Here is a 20,908-nt window from a genome sequence, read left to right on the forward strand (position 1 = left end):
AGCCGATCACGCCAGCGCATGCCCGGACAGCAACGCCTCCTCGCGTAACCACGCAAAGAACGCCCGCACCGGCGGATGTCGCTCGCGTCCAGGCACGCAAAGCGCGCTGTAGCCGGCGCCATCCACCTGAATCTCGCCCCGATAAGCCACCAGCAAACCGCTGGCCACGCTTTCCGACACCAGAATGTTGCTCGCCAGCACCAGGCCTTGCCCGGCGATCGCCGCTTGCAGGGCGTAATGCTCTTCATCGTACTCACGGACCGCCGGTTGTCCCGTCAGCCAGGCCTCGCCGGACTGCGCGCACCAGGCCGCCCAGCCGTGGGCGTACAGTTTGGAGTTGTGCCAGCGCACGCTGATCAGCGTGGGCACCCGATCAACTGCCAGAGCCACTTGCCCGGGCGAGCCATAGACGCCGAACGATTCGTCGAACAGGCACAGCCCATAAAGGTTCGGGTAGTCACCCAGGCTGTAGCGCACCACCAGATCGACGCTGGCGTCCTGATGCAGATCGATGACCTCGCAATGAGTATCCAGGCGCAGGCTGATGTTCGGATGACGGGCGTAGAACCGGCCCAGCCGCGGCACCAGCCACAGCGCCGCGAAGGCTGCCGTGGTGGAAATCGTCAGGCTTGCGCCGCTGCGTTGCGGGCGCAGGGTGTCGACACTCTGTGCCACCTCCAGCAACGCGCCGTGCAGGCTGCGGAACAGCCGTTCGCCGCAGTCAGTCAGGCGAACTTGCCGTGGTAGCCGCTCGAACAACGGCACGCCGAGCCAATTCTCCAGGGAGCGAATCTGATGGGACACCGCCGTCGGCGTCACTGAGAGTTCTTCGGCGGCAGCCTTGAAACTCAGCAGGCGCGAGGCGGATTCGAAAGCGCGCAGGGCGGTCAGCGGCAACGAGGCAAACATTCAAACACTCCATGGATGAAATGGATTCATCCAGACTGATTTCTACTCAGTTGAAGATGGGCGGCTACGCGCTTCAAGCTGCAAGCCACAAGCAGTTTGAGTTTAGCCCTGAAGGAGATTCAGATGAGTAAGATTCTTGCAGTTCACGCCAGCCCGCGCGGCGAGCGTTCGCACTCCCGGCGTTTGGCCGAAGTGTTTCTGTCTGCCTGGCAGGCGCGGCATCCGCAGTTGCAGCTGACTCGCCGGGAAGTCGGTCGGGCTTTGATACCGCCGGTCAACGAAGCCTTTGTGGTCGCGGCGTTTTACCCCGAACCTAACGCGCGACCCTTGTCGATGCAGGCCGACCTGGCGTTCAGCGATGAACTGGTCGGCGAGTTGCTCGGCCACGATCTGCTGGTGATTTCCACGCCGATGCACAACTTCAGCGTGCCCAGCGGCCTCAAGGCCTGGATCGATCAGATTGTGCGGCTCGGGCTGACGTTCAATCACACGCTGGACAATGGCGTGGCCCAGTACGAGCCGCTGGTGCGAGGCAAAAAAGCCCTGATCGTCACCAGTCGCGGCGGCTTCGGTTTCGGGCCGGGCGGTGAGCTGGAGGCGATGAACCATGCCGATCCGTTGCTGCGCACCGCGCTGGGATTCATCGGTATCACCGACATCACCGTGGTTGCCGCCGAAGGCGAAGAGTCCGCCGCGCGTACTTTCGAGATTTCGGCGGCCGAGGCCGAGCAGCGTTTGCTGACGCTTGCCCGGGAGTTCTAGATGGCCTGGTTGTTTCTGCTGATCGCCGCCGGGTTCGAAGTCACCTTCGCCATGGGCATGAAGTACGCCGAAGGCTTCACCCGGCTTTGGCCATCGCTGATCACGGTGGTGGCCGCTGTCGGCGGGATTTACTTCCTGACCCTGGCCATGCGCGAGTTGCCGGTGAGCATCGCCTACCCGATCTGGACTGCCATCGGTTCATTGGGCACGGTGTTTCTCGGCTTTGCGCTGCTGGGTGAAAGCCTGACGGCGATCAAACTGGTGTCAGTGGGGCTGATCGTGGCGGGCGTGGTGGGGCTGAAGTAGGGTGGATGTCATAGACTGGTCGTCGAGTTGTCATCTTGGGTGACGATGCTTGGCTGATGTCTTGCATCGCGCCTTGCTTCATCTCACCGATCACAAGGATGTTCGCCCATGTCGCAAGGTTCCGCTACGCGCTACCCGTTGGTGCTTGTCCCGGGAATGCTCGGGTTTATCCGTCTGGTGTTGTATCCGTACTGGTACGGGATCATTTCAGCGTTGCGCCGGGGTGGGGCGACAGTGATTGCGGTGCAGGTCTCGCCGCTCAATTCCAGCGAAGTGCGCGGCGAGCAGTTGCTGGCGCGGATCGAAGAAATCCTGCGGGAAACCGGGGCCGAGAAGGTCAACCTGATCGGCCACAGTCAGGGTTCGCTCACGGCCCGATACGCGGCGGCCAAACGCCCGGATCGCGTGGCGTCCGTGACTTCAGTCGCAGGGCCGAATCATGGCTCTGAGCTGGCGGATTATCTGGAAAAACACTACCCGGCCGACACGTTTAAAGGGCGGGTTCTCAGCGTGTTGCTGCGCTGGATCGGCGCATTGATGAGCCTGCTCGAAACCGGCTATCGCGGGCCGAAATTGCCTGTGGATATCCCGGCTTCGCACCATTCGCTGACGACTCAAGGCGTGGCGCTGTTCAATCAGCGTTATCCACAGGGCCTGCCTGAAACCTGGGGCGGTCACGGGCCTGAAGAGGTCAACGGCGTGCGCTATTACTCCTGGTCCGGGACGTTGCAGCCGGGCAAGACGGATCGCGGGGGCAACCTGTTCGACGGGACGAATCGCAGTTGCCGGCTGTTTGCCAGAACCTTTGTGCGCGAAACCGGGCATTGCGACGGGATGGTCGGGCGTTACAGCTCGCACCTTGGGACGGTGATTGGCGATGAGTATCCGATGGATCACTTCGACATCGTCAATCAGTCGCTGGGGCTGGTGGGGAAGGGGGCTGATCCGGTGCGCTTGTTTGTCGAGCATGCGGCGCGGTTGAAAGCGGCAGGCGTGTAAACGTCAGTCAGACCGAGTCATCGTTCTTCGCGGGCAAGCCTCGCTCCTACAGGTTTTGTGTCGGTCGCCGGTAATCGGCACGACGCCAACCCTGTAGGAGCGAGACTTGCCCGCGAAGACGTCGGGTCAGGCAACACTGACCTTACGGCCAAGCACCGTGGTCCACCGCTCCGAAAGCACCACCCCACCCAACGTCAATACCCCGCCCACCAAGTGGTACATCGCCAGTTGTTCATGCAGCACCACCGCCGCAATCAGCGCAGTAATCAACGGCAGCAAATTGAAAAACAGCGTGGTCCGGCTCGGCCCCAGACGCACCACGGCCTGCATCCACGCCAACGGCGCCAGCATCGAAGCCAGCAAGCAGGCATAAAGCACCAGCGGAATATTCTGCAAGGTCGGGCCAACCTTCGGTGAAGCGACAAACAGCGCAAACAGCACCACCACCGCCACCAGCACCTGCAAATACAACAACACCAGCGGCGGCAAGCGCAGCTGCCATTTCTTCAGCAGGGTGCTGTAAATCGCATAGGCCAGCGTGGCGATCAGCATCATCGCATCACCCAGGTTCACGCCATGCTCCAACAGCGCGCCTAGGCTGCCGGACGACACCACCACCAACACCCCGGCAAACGACAGCACCGCGCCGGCCAGTGCGCCTGCCGTCAAACGCTGGCCGAGGCTGACAATCGCCATGGCCAGCGACATCAATGGCATCAGCGACAAAATGATCCCCATGTTGGTGGCCGACGTCAGCGTCGCGGCGAAGTACGCCAGGCTCTGATAAACCGCCATGCCGAGCACGCCAAGGATGAAAATCTTGCCCAGGTTCGGGCGAATCAGCGGCCAATGAGCGATTACCGGTTTGAGCATGAACGGCGTGAACAGAATCCCGGCCAGCAGCCAGCGGTAGAAGCCGATTTCCGCAGGGAAGATCGCGCCGACCGCCAGTTTGTTAATCACGGTGTTGCCAGCCCAAATGAAAATGGCCAGCAGGGGATAAGCGTATTGCATCAGAAAAAACCAGAAACGTAAGTGAGGGGGCAATTATCCGCGTGTCTGGATACAAGCCTATACTTCGATCCAGACAACCTGCCCTTGATGACGGACAGCATGAACAGTAAACACATCGACCTGCTCGACTTCGCGGAACTGCCGTCCCCGGTGTACTTCCGTTATGCCGACTTCGATACCCACGAATATGCTTCGACCCATCGTCACCCGTGGGGCACCCTCGAGTATTCGGCCAATGGTGTGCTGCACATGGAAATCGGCAGCCGCCGCTTTATGTCGCCGCCGCAATACGCCGTGTGGGTGCCGCCCGAGACCGAGCACAGTTTCTACAGCAATCAACCGATCAACTATCGCGCGGTCTGCCTGGTGCCGAGGTTGTGCCGCACGTTGCCCCAGGAAGCCTGCACGCTGGCAATCAGCGACATTCTCAAGGCGATCCTCAAGGACTTCGCCGCCCGCGACGTGAAAATTCCCGAGCAGGAAGCGGACACACGTCTGGCGCAAGTGCTGGTGGACCAACTGCAACAGGCGCCCGTCCACGAGTGTTATTTGCCATACGCCAGCAGTTCGGGATTGCTTGGGATACTTGAGGCCCTGCAAGCCGAGCCTGGGGACAATCGGCCATTGGCGCATTGGGCCGCGCAGATCCATGTCAGCGAACGCACATTGGCCCGGCAGTTTGTCCGCGAGTTGGGCATGAGTTTCGGCGAATGGCGGCAACGATTGCGATTTCTCGCGGCGATCGAAGCGCTGGACAGTCAGCGCAGCATTCAGAACATTGCCTTCGACATGGGTTACAGCACGGGCTCGGCATTTATCGCGATGTTTCAACGTCAGGCCGGGTGTACGCCGGAGCAGTATCGGCGACAACGAGTTATCTGAGTTAGTTCGTAAGAACAGTTTTAAAAGTTGTGGCGGAGACGTTTCTTACAGATTAATCAGAAAAGCACTTCATTGGGTCGCAGGATTAACGTTGTACGCTGTTTGCATAAGCTGTTCCTGTTTAACTTACTTGTGCAGAGTGTGAATGTGACCACTGTTATTCCGATCCGTGAAGTGCTGATGTCCGCGCCGCAAGAAAAAAGCGTTCATCACGAGTTTATGAAAAATGCTATTCCAGAGTGGATCAACCAGGCTTCGCCACACAGAATAAGCGCATTAAAAGGCGCCATTGCCCCACTTCCGGAATGGACTAAAACGGCCTCATCGATCGAGCATGGACTTCTCAAAAGTGCCATCGAGGAAAGTTGGCGTGCGCAAAATGATGTCGACCACATACTGCGCGAAGCGCAAGATGTGCACGCCTTTGCCGAACCTCTGCTCCGTCAGGCACTGAAAAATCAATATGGCGTTGACGTCAATGTCAAAGAAACTTTTTTACAGGTGTTTTCGCCAGTCCATTTATCTCCTTGGGCCAACAACTTCAATAACGGGGTAGCGTCCCGTGTTGTGTCGCTGCTTGATGCGGCATTGCATAATTTTTCCGATAAGGAAGTATTAACTTCCGACTCGCAATTCATTACTCGGCCCGACAAATCGAATCAATTCGACATAACCGATGTCCGCAACAAAATGAGTATTGAACAGTACAAGGCGCTTTGTCGCAGCCTGGACATCGGTGCCCAATATAAGGCTTTTCTTGAAAGCTATGTGCGTCCCGCCGATGGGGTGGCGCGTGGCATGTTGCAACGCAAAGTTATCAGAAGCCAAAAAGCTGCCCTGAACGCAGCCTTGTCTCTGGCTATGCTGAAAAAAGATATCTCGTTTGAGGGCTATCTGGCTGTAAAAAGCCTGCTCAAGGATATTAAAGAGTCGAAGTTGGGGGGGCTTCCCGTTCGTTACTATCAGCTGAAAATGCTCGATGTTCAGTTAAGAGGGATCGTGCTGATCGCGCCCGATCTTTATATTAACAACGACGCTGCCCGGCGAGTCATTGCCTATGTGCCGCACGATCCGGAACATCCACTGAAAGAGTACGCTTCAAAAGCCGAATTCGCCCGCGAGCTCACTCGCCAGTTACGTGACACTGCAAAGGACCCAGCGGATTCCACTACCAGCTATCAGCAGTTCTTCAGCCGTTTTGTCGACCATCAGCAACGGGGCCACTTTTTTGCAGCACTCAACGCCGCGCTGGTAGAAATAACCCAGCACGACAAAGTCCGGGGCGTCGATCAGCCAGTATGGCGCGAAACGCCCGTGGAGAATCCGCGCCTGTACTTCGACCACGTTCGGTTCGAGTACGACATCGATACAATATTTACTGGCGACCCTTGGCTATATCTCTATCAGCAACAGCAAAACAAAATCCTCAACGATGCCCGGGAGATGGTCATCTCGACGCAAGATGCAGACCGCATGGAGCGCTGGGCGTGGTTCGACAATCTGGAAAAAATGCTCTCCGATATCTTCAATGTTGCGTTGATGGTTGTGGGTCCGTTCATACCCGGTGTGGGCGAGATAATGATGGGTTACATGGTTTATCAGTTGGTCAATGAGGTCGTCGAAGGCATCGTGGATCTGGCTGAAGGTCTGTACCTGGAAGGGGCCGAGCACATCATTGGTTTTGTCGAAAGCGTCATCCAGTTAGTGGCATTCGCCGCCGGCATGAAAATCGGAGGGGAGGTGGTATTGCCCAAACTGTCATCGTTCATCGAGTCGACAAAACCGGTCACGCTTCCCAGCGGTGCAAAACGCCTGTGGAGCCAGGACCTCGAACCCTATCAGAAACATAACCTGACCCTCGCTGCGGATTCGAAGCCTGATGAAACCTGGCTGCACCAGCATGAAGGCAAGCCGATTCTCAAACTGGACAGCAAGCACTTCGAGCTCACGAAAGATCGGCAGACCGGCAAACACAGGGTTAAACATCCGAACCGTCCAGACGCCTATCAGCCCGAGTTGAACAGCAACGGCGAAGGTGCATTCGTGATTGAAGGCGAGCAGCCTCACACCTGGGATGACACGACCTTGATGGCGCGACTCTCTCCGGACATGGGTGAACTAGCCCAATCCTACGGGGACATCCGCGTGGTCAGTCAGACCGATGCCAATGCGATCCGCCGAATGTATGCCGACAATGAACGGCCCCTGCCTCTACTCAGCGATACCGTGACCCGGTTCCGTATCGACCGCGACATTCAAACCTTCATCGAGCAGTTGGGCAGCGAACAGGCGCAAGACTATTCATGCGCCGATCCCGACATGCAATTTCAGCTGCTCGACGGCGTGTGGCCCGGCAAGGCGATTGAACTGGTAGACGCCAGTGGTGAAGTACTTAGAGTCATTGGTCGCGCGGGCGGGTCACGTATCCGGATAAACAGCAATCGTCTGTCCGGCGTCGATCTGGTCAAGACGCTGTTATCGCACCTTGATGATGCGCAACTGAACACCTTGTTGAACGTCGAATTTCGCATTGAAGTCAGCACACCCGAAACGAACGCCAAAAATCTGCGAGCAGAATTGGTAAAGCTGGCCAAGAGCAAGCGCACATCCCTGTTCGACGCGCGTTATCGTCGTATCGAGGTCGCCACGAGTGGCAACGCAAAAACGATCCAGACCAAAGTGCCGGGCCTGCCTGGCACTGTCGCCCGCGAGTTGCTGTCAATCGCCACACGTTCAGAAGTTAAGGCGATTGAGCGCGGGCAGTTGCCCGCGAGACTCGAAAACCTCGCACGTTGGGGCCTTCGAGATGTGCGGATCAGTCGCGCTTATGAGGGTTTTTACCTGGACTCGGTCGACAGTTCCGACATGGACAGACTGGCGCTGCACTCGCTTGAGAATCTTCGCGGATGGAATCCCGATGTCCGCATTGAAGTCCGGCGGTTCGAGTACGGTGGTAGCCTGCTCGACAGTATCGGCAAGAGCGACGCGGGGATTCAGCGCACGCTCGTCGAGCTTCAGGATTCGACGTTCGTTGCGTATGACGAAGACGGCAACGCTCTGCATTCAGGCATGGATTTGTTTTCCTCCATTTTGCAGGCGTTGCCGGATGCCGAGCGTAATGCGCTGAAGATCCATATCGGCCAAGGGCCAAAATTGAAGCTGGCCTTGCGGGACAATGCGTTGAGGCCCTATCAGTTGCTGAAGGTGCTGGACGATCTCCCGGTTCTTGACCGCATCACTTACGATCCTCGATTCATGCGCCTGCGCGGTGGTGTGCCGAACGCTGGCGGCGAGCGTGTTGCCTTGGAAGAGATTGGCAATCTATACGGGGAGCTGATTGACCTTGCGTTTCACCCTTCCATTTCAACGTTCAAACGGTTCGATTACCTGCGTGGCCTGAAACTGATGCACGAGCGCTTTGCGCAGGATTACTTCTACGATCTGGGGGATGCACTGAACGCAGCCAATGCTACCGGCGAGGCCGGGCCGGGCCTGGAAATCGTTCAAAGTATTGAGGCGTTGCCTGATTTGCAGAAGCTGATGCTGCCTGAACAGTTCAACTCTTTAACCGGGCGTCTATTTACCGAAGAAGGCCTGGTGCCGCTCACGGAGTCGGAACGAAACCTGGGCATGAATGCGCGGAATCTGGAACAGACCGGGCGCGCAAATGAATACCAGGCGCTGTTTCGCTCAGTCCGGGAGAACGCTGTAACGCCAAGTCCGGAGCTAGCCGATTTCAGTAGCTATGGAGAGTGGTTGTCCCAAGCCGTAGCCACGAACGAACAGCCGATTCAGGTTTCGGCTCAAACCATGGCCAACTTGAAAATGGCACAGGAAGCGATCTATCGAGCCAAGGAACTCTTGCCCTTGTCGGGCAATCAGTTGCCGAGCATCTGGGAAAACGGCGGTTCGGCAATCGCGAAAATAAAAGGTCTCAGAGGGCTGGACCTGGAGGACGGCGGGTTCACCGCAAAACTGACCACTGCCGAAGCCGCTCGCAAAGCCATCGAAATCAAGGGCGGCAACTGCTCGGAGAACTCGAAGGTAACGTTTTCGATCCTCGCCAGCCAACCCCGGACGTCCAGCATTCATATCGTCAAAGTCTCCGATTTTGATCATCAATATGTGGTGATTGGTGATGACTTTAACAATCTCAATGGACTGGTCGTTGCTGACTCCTGGCCGGAATTCCCCGCTGCGCACCTGGCCAGCAATGGCTACTTCCAGTTTGACAGAACGCCATTGATGACACTGCCACCCGGCCCCGCCGTGGCCGATTACAACTTTATCAATGAAGTACCGCCAGGCCCGGCGACATTGCCTGCGGTTTCCGAGGCGAACACGTACCGGCAGATAAAAATCGACAAGCTGTATAAGAAGGGAGCGGCGGCATACGCCCAATGGACGTCATTGGGTGAGCTTGGGCAAACCTATGCTGTCGAGGGTGGCACACCGGTTTCGTTCGAACGGATGCCCGCGTCGGTCATTGAAAACCGGGTTGATGCTTACAATCGATACCTGGACGCTTTCAAGGACATCCTGGACGCGCAAGCGGATGCCGATTGAGGGTCATATGAGGCTTCGGTTGATGAAGGTGTAACAGGGGTTGTCTACACTCCAGAATGAGGCCGCACCCCTCGGTGCGGCAACAAGGAGAAAACTCCATGAAGATGTTGCGTGTCCCTTTGTTGATGATCGGTTTGCTGCTTTGTGCCCAGGGCTTCGCCGCCACTGAGCAACAGAACAAGATGACCACTTGCAACGCTGACGCTACCGCAAAAAGCCTCAAGGGCGATGAGCGCAAAACTTTCATGAGCACCTGCCTCAAAGCGGCGCCGGCCGCCAATGACGCCAAAGCCCTAACCCCGCAGCAAGAGAAGATGAAAACCTGCAACGCCACCGCGGCTACCCAGGCTTTGAAAGGCGATGCGCGTAAAGCCTTCATGAGTGATTGCCTGAAGAAAAAGTAAACCGAGCGGTCTTTGTTGGGGCCGGGAAATTTGTGGCGATTGTGAAGGCCTCTTCGCGAGCAAGCCCGCTTGTGTCTTGCGCAGGATTTAGACTGAGGATGAGAGCGGGCTTGCTCGCGAAGGGGGCGGCATGGACGCTGCAAGAAGTCGCCAATGCCCACTAAGGTCGACCTACACAATCCCTAGTGCTGGCCTCCGAACGCTGGCAGACTGCCAATCCTTTTACGTCGTTCGTTTTGAGGCTGTATGCCAACGTTTTCTCAACGCCACGTTTTGCTGCTGATCAGTTGGGTCATCATTTTTGGTGGTTTGCTGCTGGTGATCCCGCTGCGGCTGCTGCCCAGCCTGCTGGCCGGGTTGCTGGTGTTCGAATTGGTCAACATGCTCACCCCGCAATTGCAGCGGCTGATCGAAGGTCGGCGGGCGCGCTGGCTGGCGGTGGCGTTATTGGGGACGCTAGTGGTCAGTGTGTTGACGCTGATCTTTGCCGGTGCCATCAGCTTTTTGCTGCACGAAGCGGAAAACCCCGGCGCATCTCTCGACAAATTCATGGTTGTGGTCGACCGTGCGCGCGGGCAATTGCCGCCGTTCATCGACGTCTATCTGCCCGCCAGCGCCGCCGAGTTCCGCGTGGCGATTGGCGAGTGGATGAGCAAGCACCTGAGCGACTTGCAACTGGTCGGCAAGGACGCGGCGCACATGTTTGTGACGCTGCTGATCGGCATGGTGCTGGGGGCGATCATTGCCTTGCAGCGCGTGCCGGACTTGACCAAGCGCAAGCCATTGGCCGCCGCGCTGTTCGACCGCTTGCACCTGCTGGTCCAGGCGTTTCGCAACATCGTGTTCGCCCAGATCAAGATTTCCCTGCTCAACACCTTCTTCACCGGGATTTTCCTGGCGGTGGTCCTGCCGATGTTCGGGATCAAGCTGCCGCTGACCAAAACCCTGATCGTGCTGACGTTCCTGTTAGGGCTGCTGCCGGTGATCGGCAACCTGATATCGAACACCCTGATCACCATCGTCGGCCTGTCGCTGTCGATCTGGGTGGCCGTGGCGGCGCTGGGCTATTTGATTGTCATCCACAAGCTTGAATACTTCCTCAACGCGCGCATTGTCGGCGGGCAGATCAGTGCCAAGTCGTGGGAGTTGCTGCTGGCGATGCTGGTGTTCGAGGCCGCGTTCGGCCTGCCGGGAGTGGTGGCAGGGCCGATTTATTACGCGTATCTGAAGAGCGAGTTGAAGCAGGTGGGGATGGTTTGATCCTGCATTTGTAGTGCCTGATAGGGCCTCTTCGCGAGCAAGCCCGCTCCCACATTCGACCGCATTCCATCTGGAGGAACTCGGTCAAATGTGGGAGCGGGCTTGCTCGCGAAGCAGGCGCCGCGGACTTTTGGATCAGTCCATCGTGCCGTAACGCTTCATCGCCTCGATCGCCAATCCGCTGCCGATGCTGCCAAAGATGTTCCCTTCCACATGCCGCGCATTCGGCAACATCGCCGACACACTGTTGCGCAGCGCCGGAATCCCGCTGGAGCCGCCGGTGAAGAACACCGTGTCGACCTGATCGACGCGCACGTTGGCGTCGTTCAGCAATTGCGTGACACTGTTGCGCACGCGCTCCAGCAGGTTGTCGATGGCCGATTCGAACAGCGCCCGGCTCAGCTCTACGCTCAAACCCGGCTCGATGCGGTCCAGCGGCACGTGGCGGCTGTCGGCGTGGGTTAGCTGGATCTTGGTTTCTTCCACTTCCATGGCCAGCCAGTGGCCGGCGCGCTGGTCGATCAGCTTGAACAGACGATCGATGCCACCCGTGTCTTCGATGTCGTAACGCATGCTGCCCAGGGCCAGGGTCGACTTCTGCGAGTACACCGAGTTGATGGTGTGCCAGGTCGCCAGGTTCATGTGGTGGCTGGTCGGCATGTAGGCGCCGCTCTTCATGCGGCTGCCGTAACCGAACAGCGGCATCAGGCCTTGCAGGCTCAGCTGCTTGTCAAAGTCGGTCCCACCGATGTGCACGCCGCCGGTGGCGAGGATGTCATCGTGACGGTTGTCGTGGGTGCGACGCTCGGGAGACAGGCGCACCAACGAGAAGTCGGACGTACCACCGCCGATGTCGACAATCAGTACCAGCTCTTCCTTTTCGATGGTCGACTCGTAGTCGAATGCCGCTGCAATCGGCTCGTACTGGAACGACACATCCTTGAAGCCGATGGCTCGCGCCACGTCCACCAAGGTGTTCTCGGCTTCCTGGTCGGCCATTTCGTCGTCATCGACGAAGAACACCGGACGACCCAGCACCACTTCATCGAACTCCCGACCGGCGGCGGTCTCGGCACGCTTTTTCAGCTGACCGATAAACAGACCGAGCAGGTCCTTGAACGGCATTGCCGTGCCGAGGACGCTGGTGTCGTGCTTGATCAGCTTGGAACCCAGCAGGCTCTTGAGCGAGCGCATCAACCGGCCTTCATAGCCTTCCAGGTACTCGTGCAGCGCCAGCCGGCCGTACACCGGGCGGCGTTCTTCCATATTGAAGAAGACCACCGAGGGCAGAGTGATCTTGTCGTCCTCCAGCGCGATCAGCGTTTCCATGCCGGGGCGCAACCAGCCGACGGTGGAGTTGGACGTGCCGAAGTCGATACCACAGGCACGGGCTGGAGATGCGTTTTTCATGTCTTTCGAATTCCGGTTAAAAAACGGCCGCGCAGTGTATGTCAGTGCGGCGAATATTCGAAGGCCGACTATCCGCTAAATCTCAGCTATTAACGCCTTGAAAGACTATCCTTTGCCCCAAACTTGTCTGCATTGGGCCTGGCAGCCACAGGACGGTCGCAAGAACCGCCCGCCGCTGCCGATAAACTTCTGATGCGCTGCCCGGTCAACAACTTGAGATCGGTCAACCTGGCGGCTGGCAATGAGCGCAGACTGCCGGTGGCGGCGCGATATCGATAACGGATGGTGATTCCCTCGATGGACTTCAAAGACTATTACAAGATTCTCGGTGTGGAGCCGACGGCTGACGATAAGGCGATCAAGGCCGCCTATCGCAAGCTGGCGCGCAAATACCACCCGGACGTCAGCAAGGAAAAGGACGCCGAGTCCAAGTTCAAGGACGCCTCGGAAGCCTATGAAGCGCTGAAAAGCGCCGACAAGCGCGCCGAATACGACGACTTGCGCAAATACGGCCAGCACGGCCAACCGTTCCAGGGGCCGCCGGGTTGGCAGGGTCGTGGTGGCGGTGGTTTTGGTGGTGGCGGTCAGGACACGGGCGATTTTTCGGACTTTTTCAGTTCGATCTTCGGCAACCGTGGCCCGGGCTTTGGTGGTGGACAGTCGGGACGCAGCGCCGGACGTCGAGGGCAAGACGTGGAAATGGAATTAGCGGTTTTTCTGGAAGAAACTCTCTCGAACGAGTCGAAGAAGGTCACCTTCCAGGTGCCGCAGTACAACGCTGCCGGCCAACACGTCAGCAACACCAGCAAAAGCCTGAACGTTAAAATCCCCGCCGGCGTGACCGACGGCGAGCGCATCCGCCTCAAGGGCCAGGGTGCGCCGGGTGTCGGTGGCGGCGCTAATGGTGACTTGTTCCTGATCATTCGCTTTGCGCCGCACCCCAAGTTTGACGTCGAAGGCGAGAACCTGATCATTACCTTGCCGCTGGCTCCATGGGAGTTGGCGCTGGGTACCGAAGTGGCAGTGCCTACACTGACAGGCAAGATCAACCTCAAGGTGCCGGCCGGCAGCCAGAATGGCCAGCGTATGCGCGCCAAGGGGCACGGTCTGCTGAACAAGGCGGGCGAGCGTGGCTACCTGTTCGTGCAATTGAAGGCGGTCATGCCCAAGACCTCGAGCGACGAGGTCAAGGCGCTGTGGCAGGAACTGGCGAAAAAAGCCGCTTTCGACCCGAGAGAAAATTTCTGATCCAAGAGACGGAGTAGCCGATCATGAGCAACCCCCTGATCGTTCAACTGGACATGGCAGAATTCTGTGAGGCGACCGACCTGTCGGACGTCTACGTGATCGAAATCGTCGAGCACGGCATCCTCGAACCTCAGGGCACGCAGCCCAAGGATTGGCGTTTCAACGATTATGAGCTGGCACTGGCCAAGCGCGCCGCGAAGCTGCGTCGCGAACTGGAACTGGAGTGGGAAGGCGTCGCCCTGGCGCTGGACCTGCTTGAGGAGGTCCAGCAACTGCGGGCCGAGAATCGCATGCTCAAGCAGCGGTTGGGGCGGTTGGTGGTTGAGTAGCTGACCTGATGGTTTTGCGTTGCCTGATATGGCCCCTTCGCGAGCAAGCCCGCTCCCACATTCGACCGTATTCCATCTGAAGGAACTCGGTTAATTGTGGGAGCGGGCTTGCTCCGGGCGGCGTTCCGACGAAGAACGATGACGCGGTCTCAAGCCGTCATACCTTCCGGGGCAACACCACGGTAAACATCGTGCCATCAGCCTCACTGGAGCTGACCTCAATCGTCCCACCGTGCGCATCCACCACTTCCTTGACGATAAACAACCCCAGGCCAAGGCTGGTGGATGGCTGGCCGAGCTCTTCGTCAACGCTGCGCACCATCGGATCGAAAATCGTGCCAATCGCGTCTTCGGAAATCGGAACGCCGTAGTTATGCACCGTGAGGCGAACCGTGTCTGGCTCGCCTGTAAGGGTCACCGTTACGTCACGTTTGTTCAATCCATGCTGCAACGCGTTGCCGATCAAGTTCTGCAACAGTTGACCTACCCGCCCGGCATCCCAGTTACCTCGGGTATCTCCCACTACGTTGACGGTCGGATCGCATTCCGGGTTACCGGCACAGGCTTCGGCAATCGCCGCATGGGCGGCATCGGCCAGGTCCATGGGCGCCGGTTCGATCGGCAGGCTTTTACCCAGGCGACTGCGCACCAGCTCCAGCAAATCGCTGACCATCACCGCCATGTGCCGCGCGCCCTGCTTGATATTGATCGCGCAGGCCAGTGCATCGCCTTCAAGCGTTACTTTGCGCATCAGCAATTCGGTGGACATGCTCACCGCTTGCAACGGTGCCCGCAGGTCATGCCCGAGTATTGCCAGAAAGATATCCCGCGAACGATTGACCTGCTCGGCGTAGGCCGCAGTGGATTCGGCGAGTGCTTCGTCAATGGCTTCGTTGAAACGGATCATGTCCTGGAAATAGGCCAGGTCCGGTGATTCCAGGCTGGCGACCCACAAACGGATGACACACGCGCGCAAATGACGGAACTCCGACGTCATCTGCACCAGATCAAACCCCGCGGTATGCCGCAACTCGCCATGACTGGCGGCGGCCTCGTCCAGGCTCGGGGTTTTTTCCGGGCCTTCGCCCTTGGCCTTGGCCATCTGTTCGCTGGAGGTTTGCGCGGTGGTCATGTCTCGCGCCGCGGCCAGCAAAATGGCCTTGGCGTGATCGCGCAAGGCGACCCTGTCCATGTGCTCGGCCGCCGGGGTGATGGTGCTGGCGAACTGCTCCCATTCATCGACGATACGGTCCACGTGTTGCCTGATGAATTCGGGTAGGCGCATGGCCGGTTTCCTGATGGGAAGTCTGGCGCATCTTAGCCCCTTTGCTGCCCGCTAAAAACTACCATTGCGCGGTGGGGCTCTTTTGGCTGCGTTCGGGTGGTATTTACCTGTTTTTCAGATTCTGAAATCGAATGCGTTCTCGATGTATTCCTGATTTCAGCACTGTTTTTTGATCTTTTGTTTTTGCAGCCAATCAATAATCTGGTCGCTCCTTTCATCGCATAAGGATTTGCGAAATGAACGAGCATTCGGATACTCCGGCGTTACAGATAATTACCGGGTATGTAGGAGCAGAGGGCGCGCGCGATGTTTATCGTGATTATCTTCTGAGCAAACTGCCCACGCCGATAAAAGACGCACCCGCCTCGCGCCTTGTCGCATTGGCCCATTCGAAACCGGAATTTCCTGAATGGTATTTGAATTCAAGCGCCATTGATCGCCAGTACCTCAAGGCGTTGATTGACGAGCACTGGCGCGTCCAGGGTTCATTGGACGATACGCTGGAGAATGTGCAGCAAAACATTCATGCCTTTGCCGAGCCCTTGCTTGTTCAGGCATTGAAAGAGCAATTGAATCTGGAACTGGACGTCAACGCGACGCTGATTCGACTGTACATCCCGGCCAAACTGGCTATTGGCATCGATACCAATGCCAGTCGACTCAGACAGTCCTCATTACTGGAAGCTGCATTGCATAATTTTGAACAGCCCGAAACGCAGGAGGGCGCGTTTCGCGAGGGTTCAGGCATCTTCATCAGGGGTAACGAAAATGAACTTCAGCGACATGCGCTGACGGTTGGAAGATTTGCTGCCCTGTGTCGGGCGCTCGATATCGGTGCGCAATATCAGCAGCACATCAAGGCATTACTGGAACCCGAAGAGGCCGCAGGCAAAGCGACAGTTGTGCGGCAATGTACGGTCAGTGAAAAAGCCGCTTTCAATGAGTCGGCGCTTATCGCTTATCTGAAAAAAGACATCACTTCCCATGGCTACGGGAAACTTCGGCAGATTCGTGACAATGAACCAGGCATTTTGATGGGGCGCCGTCCCTTGCAATGCCATCGGCTTTCGATCATGGGTTTCAGGCTGGCCGGAATTGTGTTGTTCAGCGCTGTAGCAGACCCTTCTAAAATCAAAAGAATTTACGACGATCTCATTCCACAGCATCAACGAACAATGCTGGATTGGTCGCGCCGTCTGACCCTGCTCCCGGGACAGGAGTTTGAACAGTTCAAGTTGCTCGAGGCGTTTTTCGCCAATGGCCCCAGTGGTCTCGTCGACGCCATGTTGCAAAAGAATGATGTTTATCAACAAAGTCGTCTCGACGGGACGTTGATTGTGTATGTCCCCGATGATCCTGAGCATCCCTTCAAAGAGTACGCGTCCTTCACTGATTTCATGAAAGAACTGACGGGCCAGTTGCGCTCACCCAGCTATCAAGAGTTTTTCAGCCGTTTTGTGGCGCAAAAAGACAAGGGCAGATTTTTTGCCCGGGTTCGCGAGCGCCTCTCGACGTACACCTGGCAACAGCGTGTACCCCTGGACATGGGGCCGTGGTGGCGAGAAGCCGCGGTCGAGAACCCCGATCCAGAGCCTGTCACTAATATCATCCCCGGCGATCTTTGGCTGCAAATGGGCCAGTGGCGCAGGGCGAAAGCGATTGCAGATGCGCGGCAAATCGCCGTGCCGACCGGCGATGAAGACGCCACCACCCGCTGGAATCGCCTGAACAGTTACCTGAACATCGGCTGGAACGTGTTCAACTTTGGCGCCATGTTGGTTCCCTACCTGGGCGAAGCGATGCTGGCCATTATGGTCGGGCAGATGCTCTTCGAAACCATGGAAGGCATCGAAGACTGGAGCAAGGGCGACAAGGAAGAAGCGGCGGCCCACCTTACCGGTGTCATGGTCAATTTCGCGCAGTTGGCAATCATGGCGGCCGGGCATGTCTTGCCCTCCGGTGCGGCTGCGTCTGTCAAACCATCGGCTTTTATCGACCAGTTGAAAAAGGTTGAGCGGCCTGACGGCAAGACGCGTCTGTGGAACCCGGACCTTTCGCCCTACGCGCACGACGTGGCGTTGCCCAATGAGGCGAAGCCGAACGAGCTGGGGCTGTTCCGGCACAGCGAAAAAGACATCCTCAAGCATGAAGACAAACACTTCGAAGTCATAAGTGATCCAGGCACTGGCCAGCCACGTTTGCGTCATCCGAACCGGCCGCAGGCTTATCAACCGAAACTGGAGCACAGCGGTGCCGGCGTGTGGAAGACAGAACTCGACCGCCCCCTCGAGTGGGACAAAACCACACTCATGCGGCGCATGGGGCCGACGGTCGAGGGTTTTCCCGATAACACGCTGGAGCAGATTCGTCTGGTCAGTGGACTGGAGGAGGACGAATTGCGCAGGTTGCATGTCGTCGGCGATCCGCCGCCAGCGTTGCTGAACGACACCATCGAGCGCTTCAGGATCTGGGCTGATGTGCAAAAGCTGCCCGGGCAGATAAGGCTCAATGAGGTGCCGGAAGCGTTCATCGAGCAGGTGCCCCGGTTGCTGGTTGAACTACCGAGATGGCCCGAGCAAAAAAGTATCGAACTCGTTGATGGCGCCGGGCACGGGGGAAGCTCAATAAAGTTTGGCAACATCGATGCGTTGCCGGCCAACACGCTGAAGGTAAGCCGTGCCGAGGTCCGTGCAGGAAAACTGCCAGAGCTTGCCGTGAAGTTTGCGAACGAGACCGACATCCACGCGATGCTCGGGCAGGGCATTTCAACTGACGCGAAAATCCGCATCGATGCCTTGAAAAACCAGCTTGCCGGGCGGGCAGGTATCCGGCGCGGGCCTCTGTTTGACGCGCTAAATCGTCGTCTGCAACAGACCAACAACCCGCAAGTGCTGGTGCTCCAGGACGCGTTCAGCGGACTCCCCACGGCGATTGCCCGGGAGTTGCTGGCCGACATCGAACCGCAAGACCTGGCGAACATCACCGAACCGTCACGCATCCCTTTGCAGCTCAAGGAACGTGTGAGAGTCACCTTACAGGCGATACGAACCGCGCGCGCTTATGAAGGGCTGTTCCTCGATTCGGTGTACGGAGTGGACACCGAACGGCTGGCGTTGCACTCGTTGCAAGCATTGCCCCACTGGCCCGAAAACGTTCGGATCGAAATCCGCGAATACTCATTCGACGGACCGTTGCGCAACAGCGTCGGCCCGGCAGATGCTGCCCAGCGCAGAATCCTGGTCAGCGAGGACGGTCAGTACCAGGCACGCGATGCCGATGATCTTCATTTGCACGGCGCCGATAATCTTTACGCCTCGGTGTTGCATGCCCTGCCTGATGCCGAACGAAACGCGCTGGGGTATCACATCAATCAAGGCGCCACGCTCAAGCACGCCATTCAAAAAGCGCCGTTGCCACGAGACACGTTCAGTGCCCTTCTCGCGGATAACCCTATACGCAAGCCGACGTACGACCCTGCCACGATGCGTCTACGTGGCGGCATGCGCGGGGTTTCGCAGGGGGTGCGTCAAGTCACCGGGGCAATGACGCCGCAAGAGCGAGTCCGTGTCGTGCGTCCCGGATGGACGGAGGACGAGGCCTTGGCTTATTTGCAGGCGGGTGGAAGCGACGTCAGTCTGGAGCAGAGGGCGAGCGCACTCGAAGCGGAGTTCGATCGGCTCAACGCCAATTTTCAACGCTGGCTGAACTCGCCGACCGCAGCGTTTCGCTTCACGCCTGCGGGCATCGCCGAATGGCAGTCCAGAAACGCGTTATACAAAGCGGTCAGGGAGTGCTGGCAGCACACCGGGTTGCGCGATGTGGATTCGTTCGGCGATTTGCAAGGCGCTGTGCTCGACCTGGAAAACTTTCCGCTGGGGCGTCATCTGGGCACCCTGCCCGCACTGGAGGGTAATTTCGATCACGTCACCCGCCTCAATCTGAACCGGACTCAACTGACCGATGCGCATGTTTCCTTCCTCGATCATTTCCCCCGTTTGCGTTCGCTCAACGTCAACGGCAATGCGCTCACCCGGTTTCCTCGTCCCGTCAGTTGGATGCGCAAACTGACAGAGTTGTCCCTGCGAGGAAACCGTATCGTTCTGGATGCGCGAGGGATAGCTGACCTGCGCAACCTGATACGGCTCGAGAGCCTGGATTTGCTCGGCAATCCTCTGGGGCAAGTCCCGGATATTGGCAGCATGATGATGCTACATACGCTGATCCTGGCGGACACGGGCATTCCTACCTGGCCGGATGGGTTGTTCGCACAACCGCGGTTTCGGCATTTTTACCTGGATTTGCAGGGTAACGAAATCACGCAGATCCCGACGGTGCCCCGAGGGTCCGTCCAGGCAGAACTGCTGGCCCGCACGGTGTTGAACCGGGAACCGCAGTGGTTGGCGGAGTCCAATCTGCAGTTGCTCAGGGAGTACATCGAATCCGTCGGTATGGACCCGGACCGTCCGTATCCGCCTCGTGGCGTGCGCGACAGTCTCGACTGGGAGGCCGGCTTGACCCGGCCGGAGTGGGTGGCGAAACAAAAGGTCTGGAACAGCGTCGAGGATGAGATCGGCTCGGTCGGGTTTTTCAATGAAATTCGTAAACTCACCGAGTCGGGGCATTTCAAGCGCGACCCTGGGTTCCGTGTCGATGTAACTGCCAAGGTCTGGCGAATGCTCGAGGCCATGGCCAAAAATACCGAGCTGCGCCAAAAACTCTTCACGATGTCCACCGTGCCCACGGCGTGCGTCGATGCCGGCGCGCAGCTGTTCAACGCCATGGGGATGGAGGTGCTGATTCATGAGGCCTATGAACTGGCAAATCCCGCGTTGGTCGAGGGTGAGCTGGTGTCGCTGGCGCGGGGCAAGTCACGTCTGGATGAATTGAGCAGGATCGCCCGCAAAACGATTGCCGAGCGCGAGGCGCAGGGCGAGCAGTTCAGGCGCCTTGATGCGACGGGCGAGGTGACGGGCACGATTGATGAGGTTGAAGTTCACCTGGCATTCATGACGGATCTTGCCGATCAGCTGGATCTGCCCTGGCAGTCTCGGAAAATGCAGTTCAGAAAGATCGCCGGCGTCACGCCCGCGATGATCGAGTCTGCGTACCGCCGTGTGCTGGACCTTGAGGAAGGTGAGCTGCTCGGTGATTTGCTCATCGAGCAGCCGTTCTGGTCTTCCTACGTCGAGGGTTCCAACCGAAGTGCTTTCAAAGGCATCAGGCGCCGGATCGATGCCACGACAGAGTTCTACATGGCGTTGGACGAACGCGCGACCGACACCACGCTTTCCCTTGAGCAAAAGGCTCGGTTGAAGGAAGAACTCCGGGTGCTCGGCGCTGAATTGAACAAGCCGGAAAGCGCGTTTGCGCCGGGACGGGTCATGACCGAAGCGGAATATGCCGCTGAGTTGAATGTCATCGATGAAGACAAAAAGGCATTGGTCAAAACCCTCACGCAGCAGGCGATCGACCGGGCAAAACTGCAACGGGAAGAAATCCCTTTTGCCGTGCAGCCGAACACCTGATCGCGGTTG

14 protein-coding genes are annotated in these 20,908 nt (G+C 58.0%); 10 read left to right on the forward strand and 4 right to left on the reverse strand.

The window, feature by feature from the left end; all coding sequences use genetic code 11:
• Nucleotides 1-6: 6 nt before the first annotated feature.
• On the reverse strand, nucleotides 7-909 hold the full coding sequence (locus EYC95_RS01905; RefSeq protein WP_131058850.1) for a LysR substrate-binding domain-containing protein: 903 nt from the start codon (nucleotides 907-909) through the stop codon (nucleotides 7-9).
• 123 nt (nucleotides 910-1,032) lie between these two features.
• Between EYC95_RS01905 and EYC95_RS01910 the strand changes: the two genes are divergently transcribed.
• The 3 genes from EYC95_RS01910 to EYC95_RS01920 all read left to right on the forward strand — a co-directional run bounded on the left by EYC95_RS01910 (nucleotide 1,033) and on the right by EYC95_RS01920 (nucleotide 2,976).
• Entirely contained in the window at nucleotides 1,033-1,671 is a 639-nt protein-coding gene (locus EYC95_RS01910) for an FMN-dependent NADH-azoreductase (protein WP_131058851.1), read from the forward strand.
• Entirely contained in the window at nucleotides 1,672-1,977 is a 306-nt protein-coding gene (locus tag EYC95_RS01915) for a multidrug efflux SMR transporter (protein WP_007947555.1), read from the forward strand.
• 108 nt (nucleotides 1,978-2,085) lie between these two features.
• Nucleotides 2,086-2,976 (forward strand): triacylglycerol lipase, encoded by an 891-nt coding sequence (locus tag EYC95_RS01920; protein WP_131058852.1) that lies wholly within the window; start codon nucleotides 2,086-2,088, stop codon nucleotides 2,974-2,976.
• Between the two features lie 126 nt (nucleotides 2,977-3,102).
• Here EYC95_RS01920 and EYC95_RS01925 read toward each other — a convergent pair whose 3' ends face one another.
• Nucleotides 3,103-3,990: a DMT family transporter gene (locus tag EYC95_RS01925; protein ID WP_131058853.1), complete on the reverse strand. Its 888-nt coding sequence runs from the start codon at nucleotides 3,988-3,990 to the stop codon at nucleotides 3,103-3,105.
• Nucleotides 3,991-4,089: 99 nt separating this feature from the next.
• On the opposite strand from EYC95_RS01925, the gene EYC95_RS01930 reads away from it, so the two are divergent.
• The 4 genes from EYC95_RS01930 (at nucleotide 4,090) to EYC95_RS01945 (ending at nucleotide 11,102) form a co-directional block, all read left to right on the forward strand.
• Nucleotides 4,090-4,872 (forward strand): helix-turn-helix transcriptional regulator, encoded by a 783-nt coding sequence (locus EYC95_RS01930; RefSeq protein ID WP_178083811.1) that lies wholly within the window; start codon nucleotides 4,090-4,092, stop codon nucleotides 4,870-4,872.
• 147 nt (nucleotides 4,873-5,019) lie between these two features.
• On the forward strand, nucleotides 5,020-9,438 hold the full coding sequence (locus EYC95_RS01935) for a dermonecrotic toxin domain-containing protein (protein ID WP_256656898.1): 4,419 nt from the start codon (nucleotides 5,020-5,022) through the stop codon (nucleotides 9,436-9,438).
• 98 nt (nucleotides 9,439-9,536) lie between these two features.
• The gene (locus EYC95_RS01940) at nucleotides 9,537-9,842 is read left to right on the forward strand and encodes a PsiF family protein (RefSeq protein ID WP_131058855.1); all 306 of its coding nucleotides are present in this window, start codon (nucleotides 9,537-9,539) and stop codon (nucleotides 9,840-9,842) included.
• Between the two features lie 246 nt (nucleotides 9,843-10,088).
• Nucleotides 10,089-11,102: an AI-2E family transporter gene (locus EYC95_RS01945; RefSeq protein WP_131058856.1), complete on the forward strand. Its 1,014-nt coding sequence runs from the start codon at nucleotides 10,089-10,091 to the stop codon at nucleotides 11,100-11,102.
• Between the two features lie 135 nt (nucleotides 11,103-11,237).
• On the opposite strand, the gene EYC95_RS01950 is transcribed toward EYC95_RS01945, so the two are convergent.
• Complete coding sequence (locus EYC95_RS01950) at nucleotides 11,238-12,512, reverse strand: Hsp70 family protein (RefSeq protein ID WP_033055595.1); 1,275 nt, start codon at nucleotides 12,510-12,512, stop codon at nucleotides 11,238-11,240.
• A gap of 297 nt (nucleotides 12,513-12,809) precedes the next feature.
• On the opposite strand from EYC95_RS01950, the gene EYC95_RS01955 reads away from it, so the two are divergent.
• Nucleotides 12,810-13,760 (forward strand): DnaJ C-terminal domain-containing protein, encoded by a 951-nt coding sequence (locus EYC95_RS01955; RefSeq protein WP_131058857.1) that lies wholly within the window; start codon nucleotides 12,810-12,812, stop codon nucleotides 13,758-13,760.
• A 23-nt stretch (nucleotides 13,761-13,783) separates the two neighbouring features.
• Nucleotides 13,784-14,089 (forward strand): chaperone modulator CbpM, encoded by a 306-nt coding sequence (locus EYC95_RS01960; protein ID WP_131058858.1) that lies wholly within the window; start codon nucleotides 13,784-13,786, stop codon nucleotides 14,087-14,089.
• Between the two features lie 157 nt (nucleotides 14,090-14,246).
• On the opposite strand, the gene EYC95_RS01965 is transcribed toward EYC95_RS01960, so the two are convergent.
• A complete protein-coding gene (locus EYC95_RS01965) occupies nucleotides 14,247-15,374 on the reverse strand; it encodes a sensor histidine kinase KdpD (RefSeq protein ID WP_131058859.1) in 1,128 nt (375 codons plus the stop codon).
• Nucleotides 15,375-15,610: 236 nt separating this feature from the next.
• Between EYC95_RS01965 and EYC95_RS01970 the strand changes: the two genes are divergently transcribed.
• Complete coding sequence (locus EYC95_RS01970; RefSeq protein WP_131058860.1) at nucleotides 15,611-20,899, forward strand: dermonecrotic toxin domain-containing protein; 5,289 nt, start codon at nucleotides 15,611-15,613, stop codon at nucleotides 20,897-20,899.
• The last annotated feature ends 9 nt before the right edge of the window (nucleotides 20,900-20,908 follow it).

Origin of the sequence: Pseudomonas sp. BGI-2 (assembly GCF_004310295.1) — a bacterium.
In the GTDB taxonomy this organism is placed as follows: Bacteria; Pseudomonadota; Gammaproteobacteria; order Pseudomonadales; family Pseudomonadaceae; genus Aquipseudomonas.

What these genes read in the sequence shown, in the direction of transcription:
- EYC95_RS01905 (WP_131058850.1), bottom strand. Translation starts at nt 909, where the DNA reads ATGTTTGCCTCGTTGCCGCTGACCGCCCTGCGCGCTTTCGAATCCGCC.
- EYC95_RS01910 (WP_131058851.1), top strand. Translation starts at nt 1,033, where the DNA reads ATGAGTAAGATTCTTGCAGTTCACGCCAGCCCGCGCGGCGAGCGTTCG.
- EYC95_RS01915 (WP_007947555.1), top strand. Translation starts at nt 1,672, where the DNA reads ATGGCCTGGTTGTTTCTGCTGATCGCCGCCGGGTTCGAAGTCACCTTC.
- EYC95_RS01920 (WP_131058852.1), top strand. Translation starts at nt 2,086, where the DNA reads ATGTCGCAAGGTTCCGCTACGCGCTACCCGTTGGTGCTTGTCCCGGGA.
- EYC95_RS01925 (WP_131058853.1), bottom strand. Translation starts at nt 3,990, where the DNA reads ATGCAATACGCTTATCCCCTGCTGGCCATTTTCATTTGGGCTGGCAAC.
- EYC95_RS01930 (WP_178083811.1), top strand. Translation starts at nt 4,090, where the DNA reads ATGAACAGTAAACACATCGACCTGCTCGACTTCGCGGAACTGCCGTCC.
- EYC95_RS01940 (WP_131058855.1), top strand. Translation starts at nt 9,537, where the DNA reads ATGAAGATGTTGCGTGTCCCTTTGTTGATGATCGGTTTGCTGCTTTGT.
- EYC95_RS01945 (WP_131058856.1), top strand. Translation starts at nt 10,089, where the DNA reads ATGCCAACGTTTTCTCAACGCCACGTTTTGCTGCTGATCAGTTGGGTC.
- EYC95_RS01950 (WP_033055595.1), bottom strand. Translation starts at nt 12,512, where the DNA reads ATGAAAAACGCATCTCCAGCCCGTGCCTGTGGTATCGACTTCGGCACG.
- EYC95_RS01955 (WP_131058857.1), top strand. Translation starts at nt 12,810, where the DNA reads ATGGACTTCAAAGACTATTACAAGATTCTCGGTGTGGAGCCGACGGCT.
- EYC95_RS01960 (WP_131058858.1), top strand. Translation starts at nt 13,784, where the DNA reads ATGAGCAACCCCCTGATCGTTCAACTGGACATGGCAGAATTCTGTGAG.
- EYC95_RS01965 (WP_131058859.1), bottom strand. Translation starts at nt 15,374, where the DNA reads ATGCGCCTACCCGAATTCATCAGGCAACACGTGGACCGTATCGTCGAT.
- EYC95_RS01970 (WP_131058860.1), top strand. Translation starts at nt 15,611, where the DNA reads ATGAACGAGCATTCGGATACTCCGGCGTTACAGATAATTACCGGGTAT.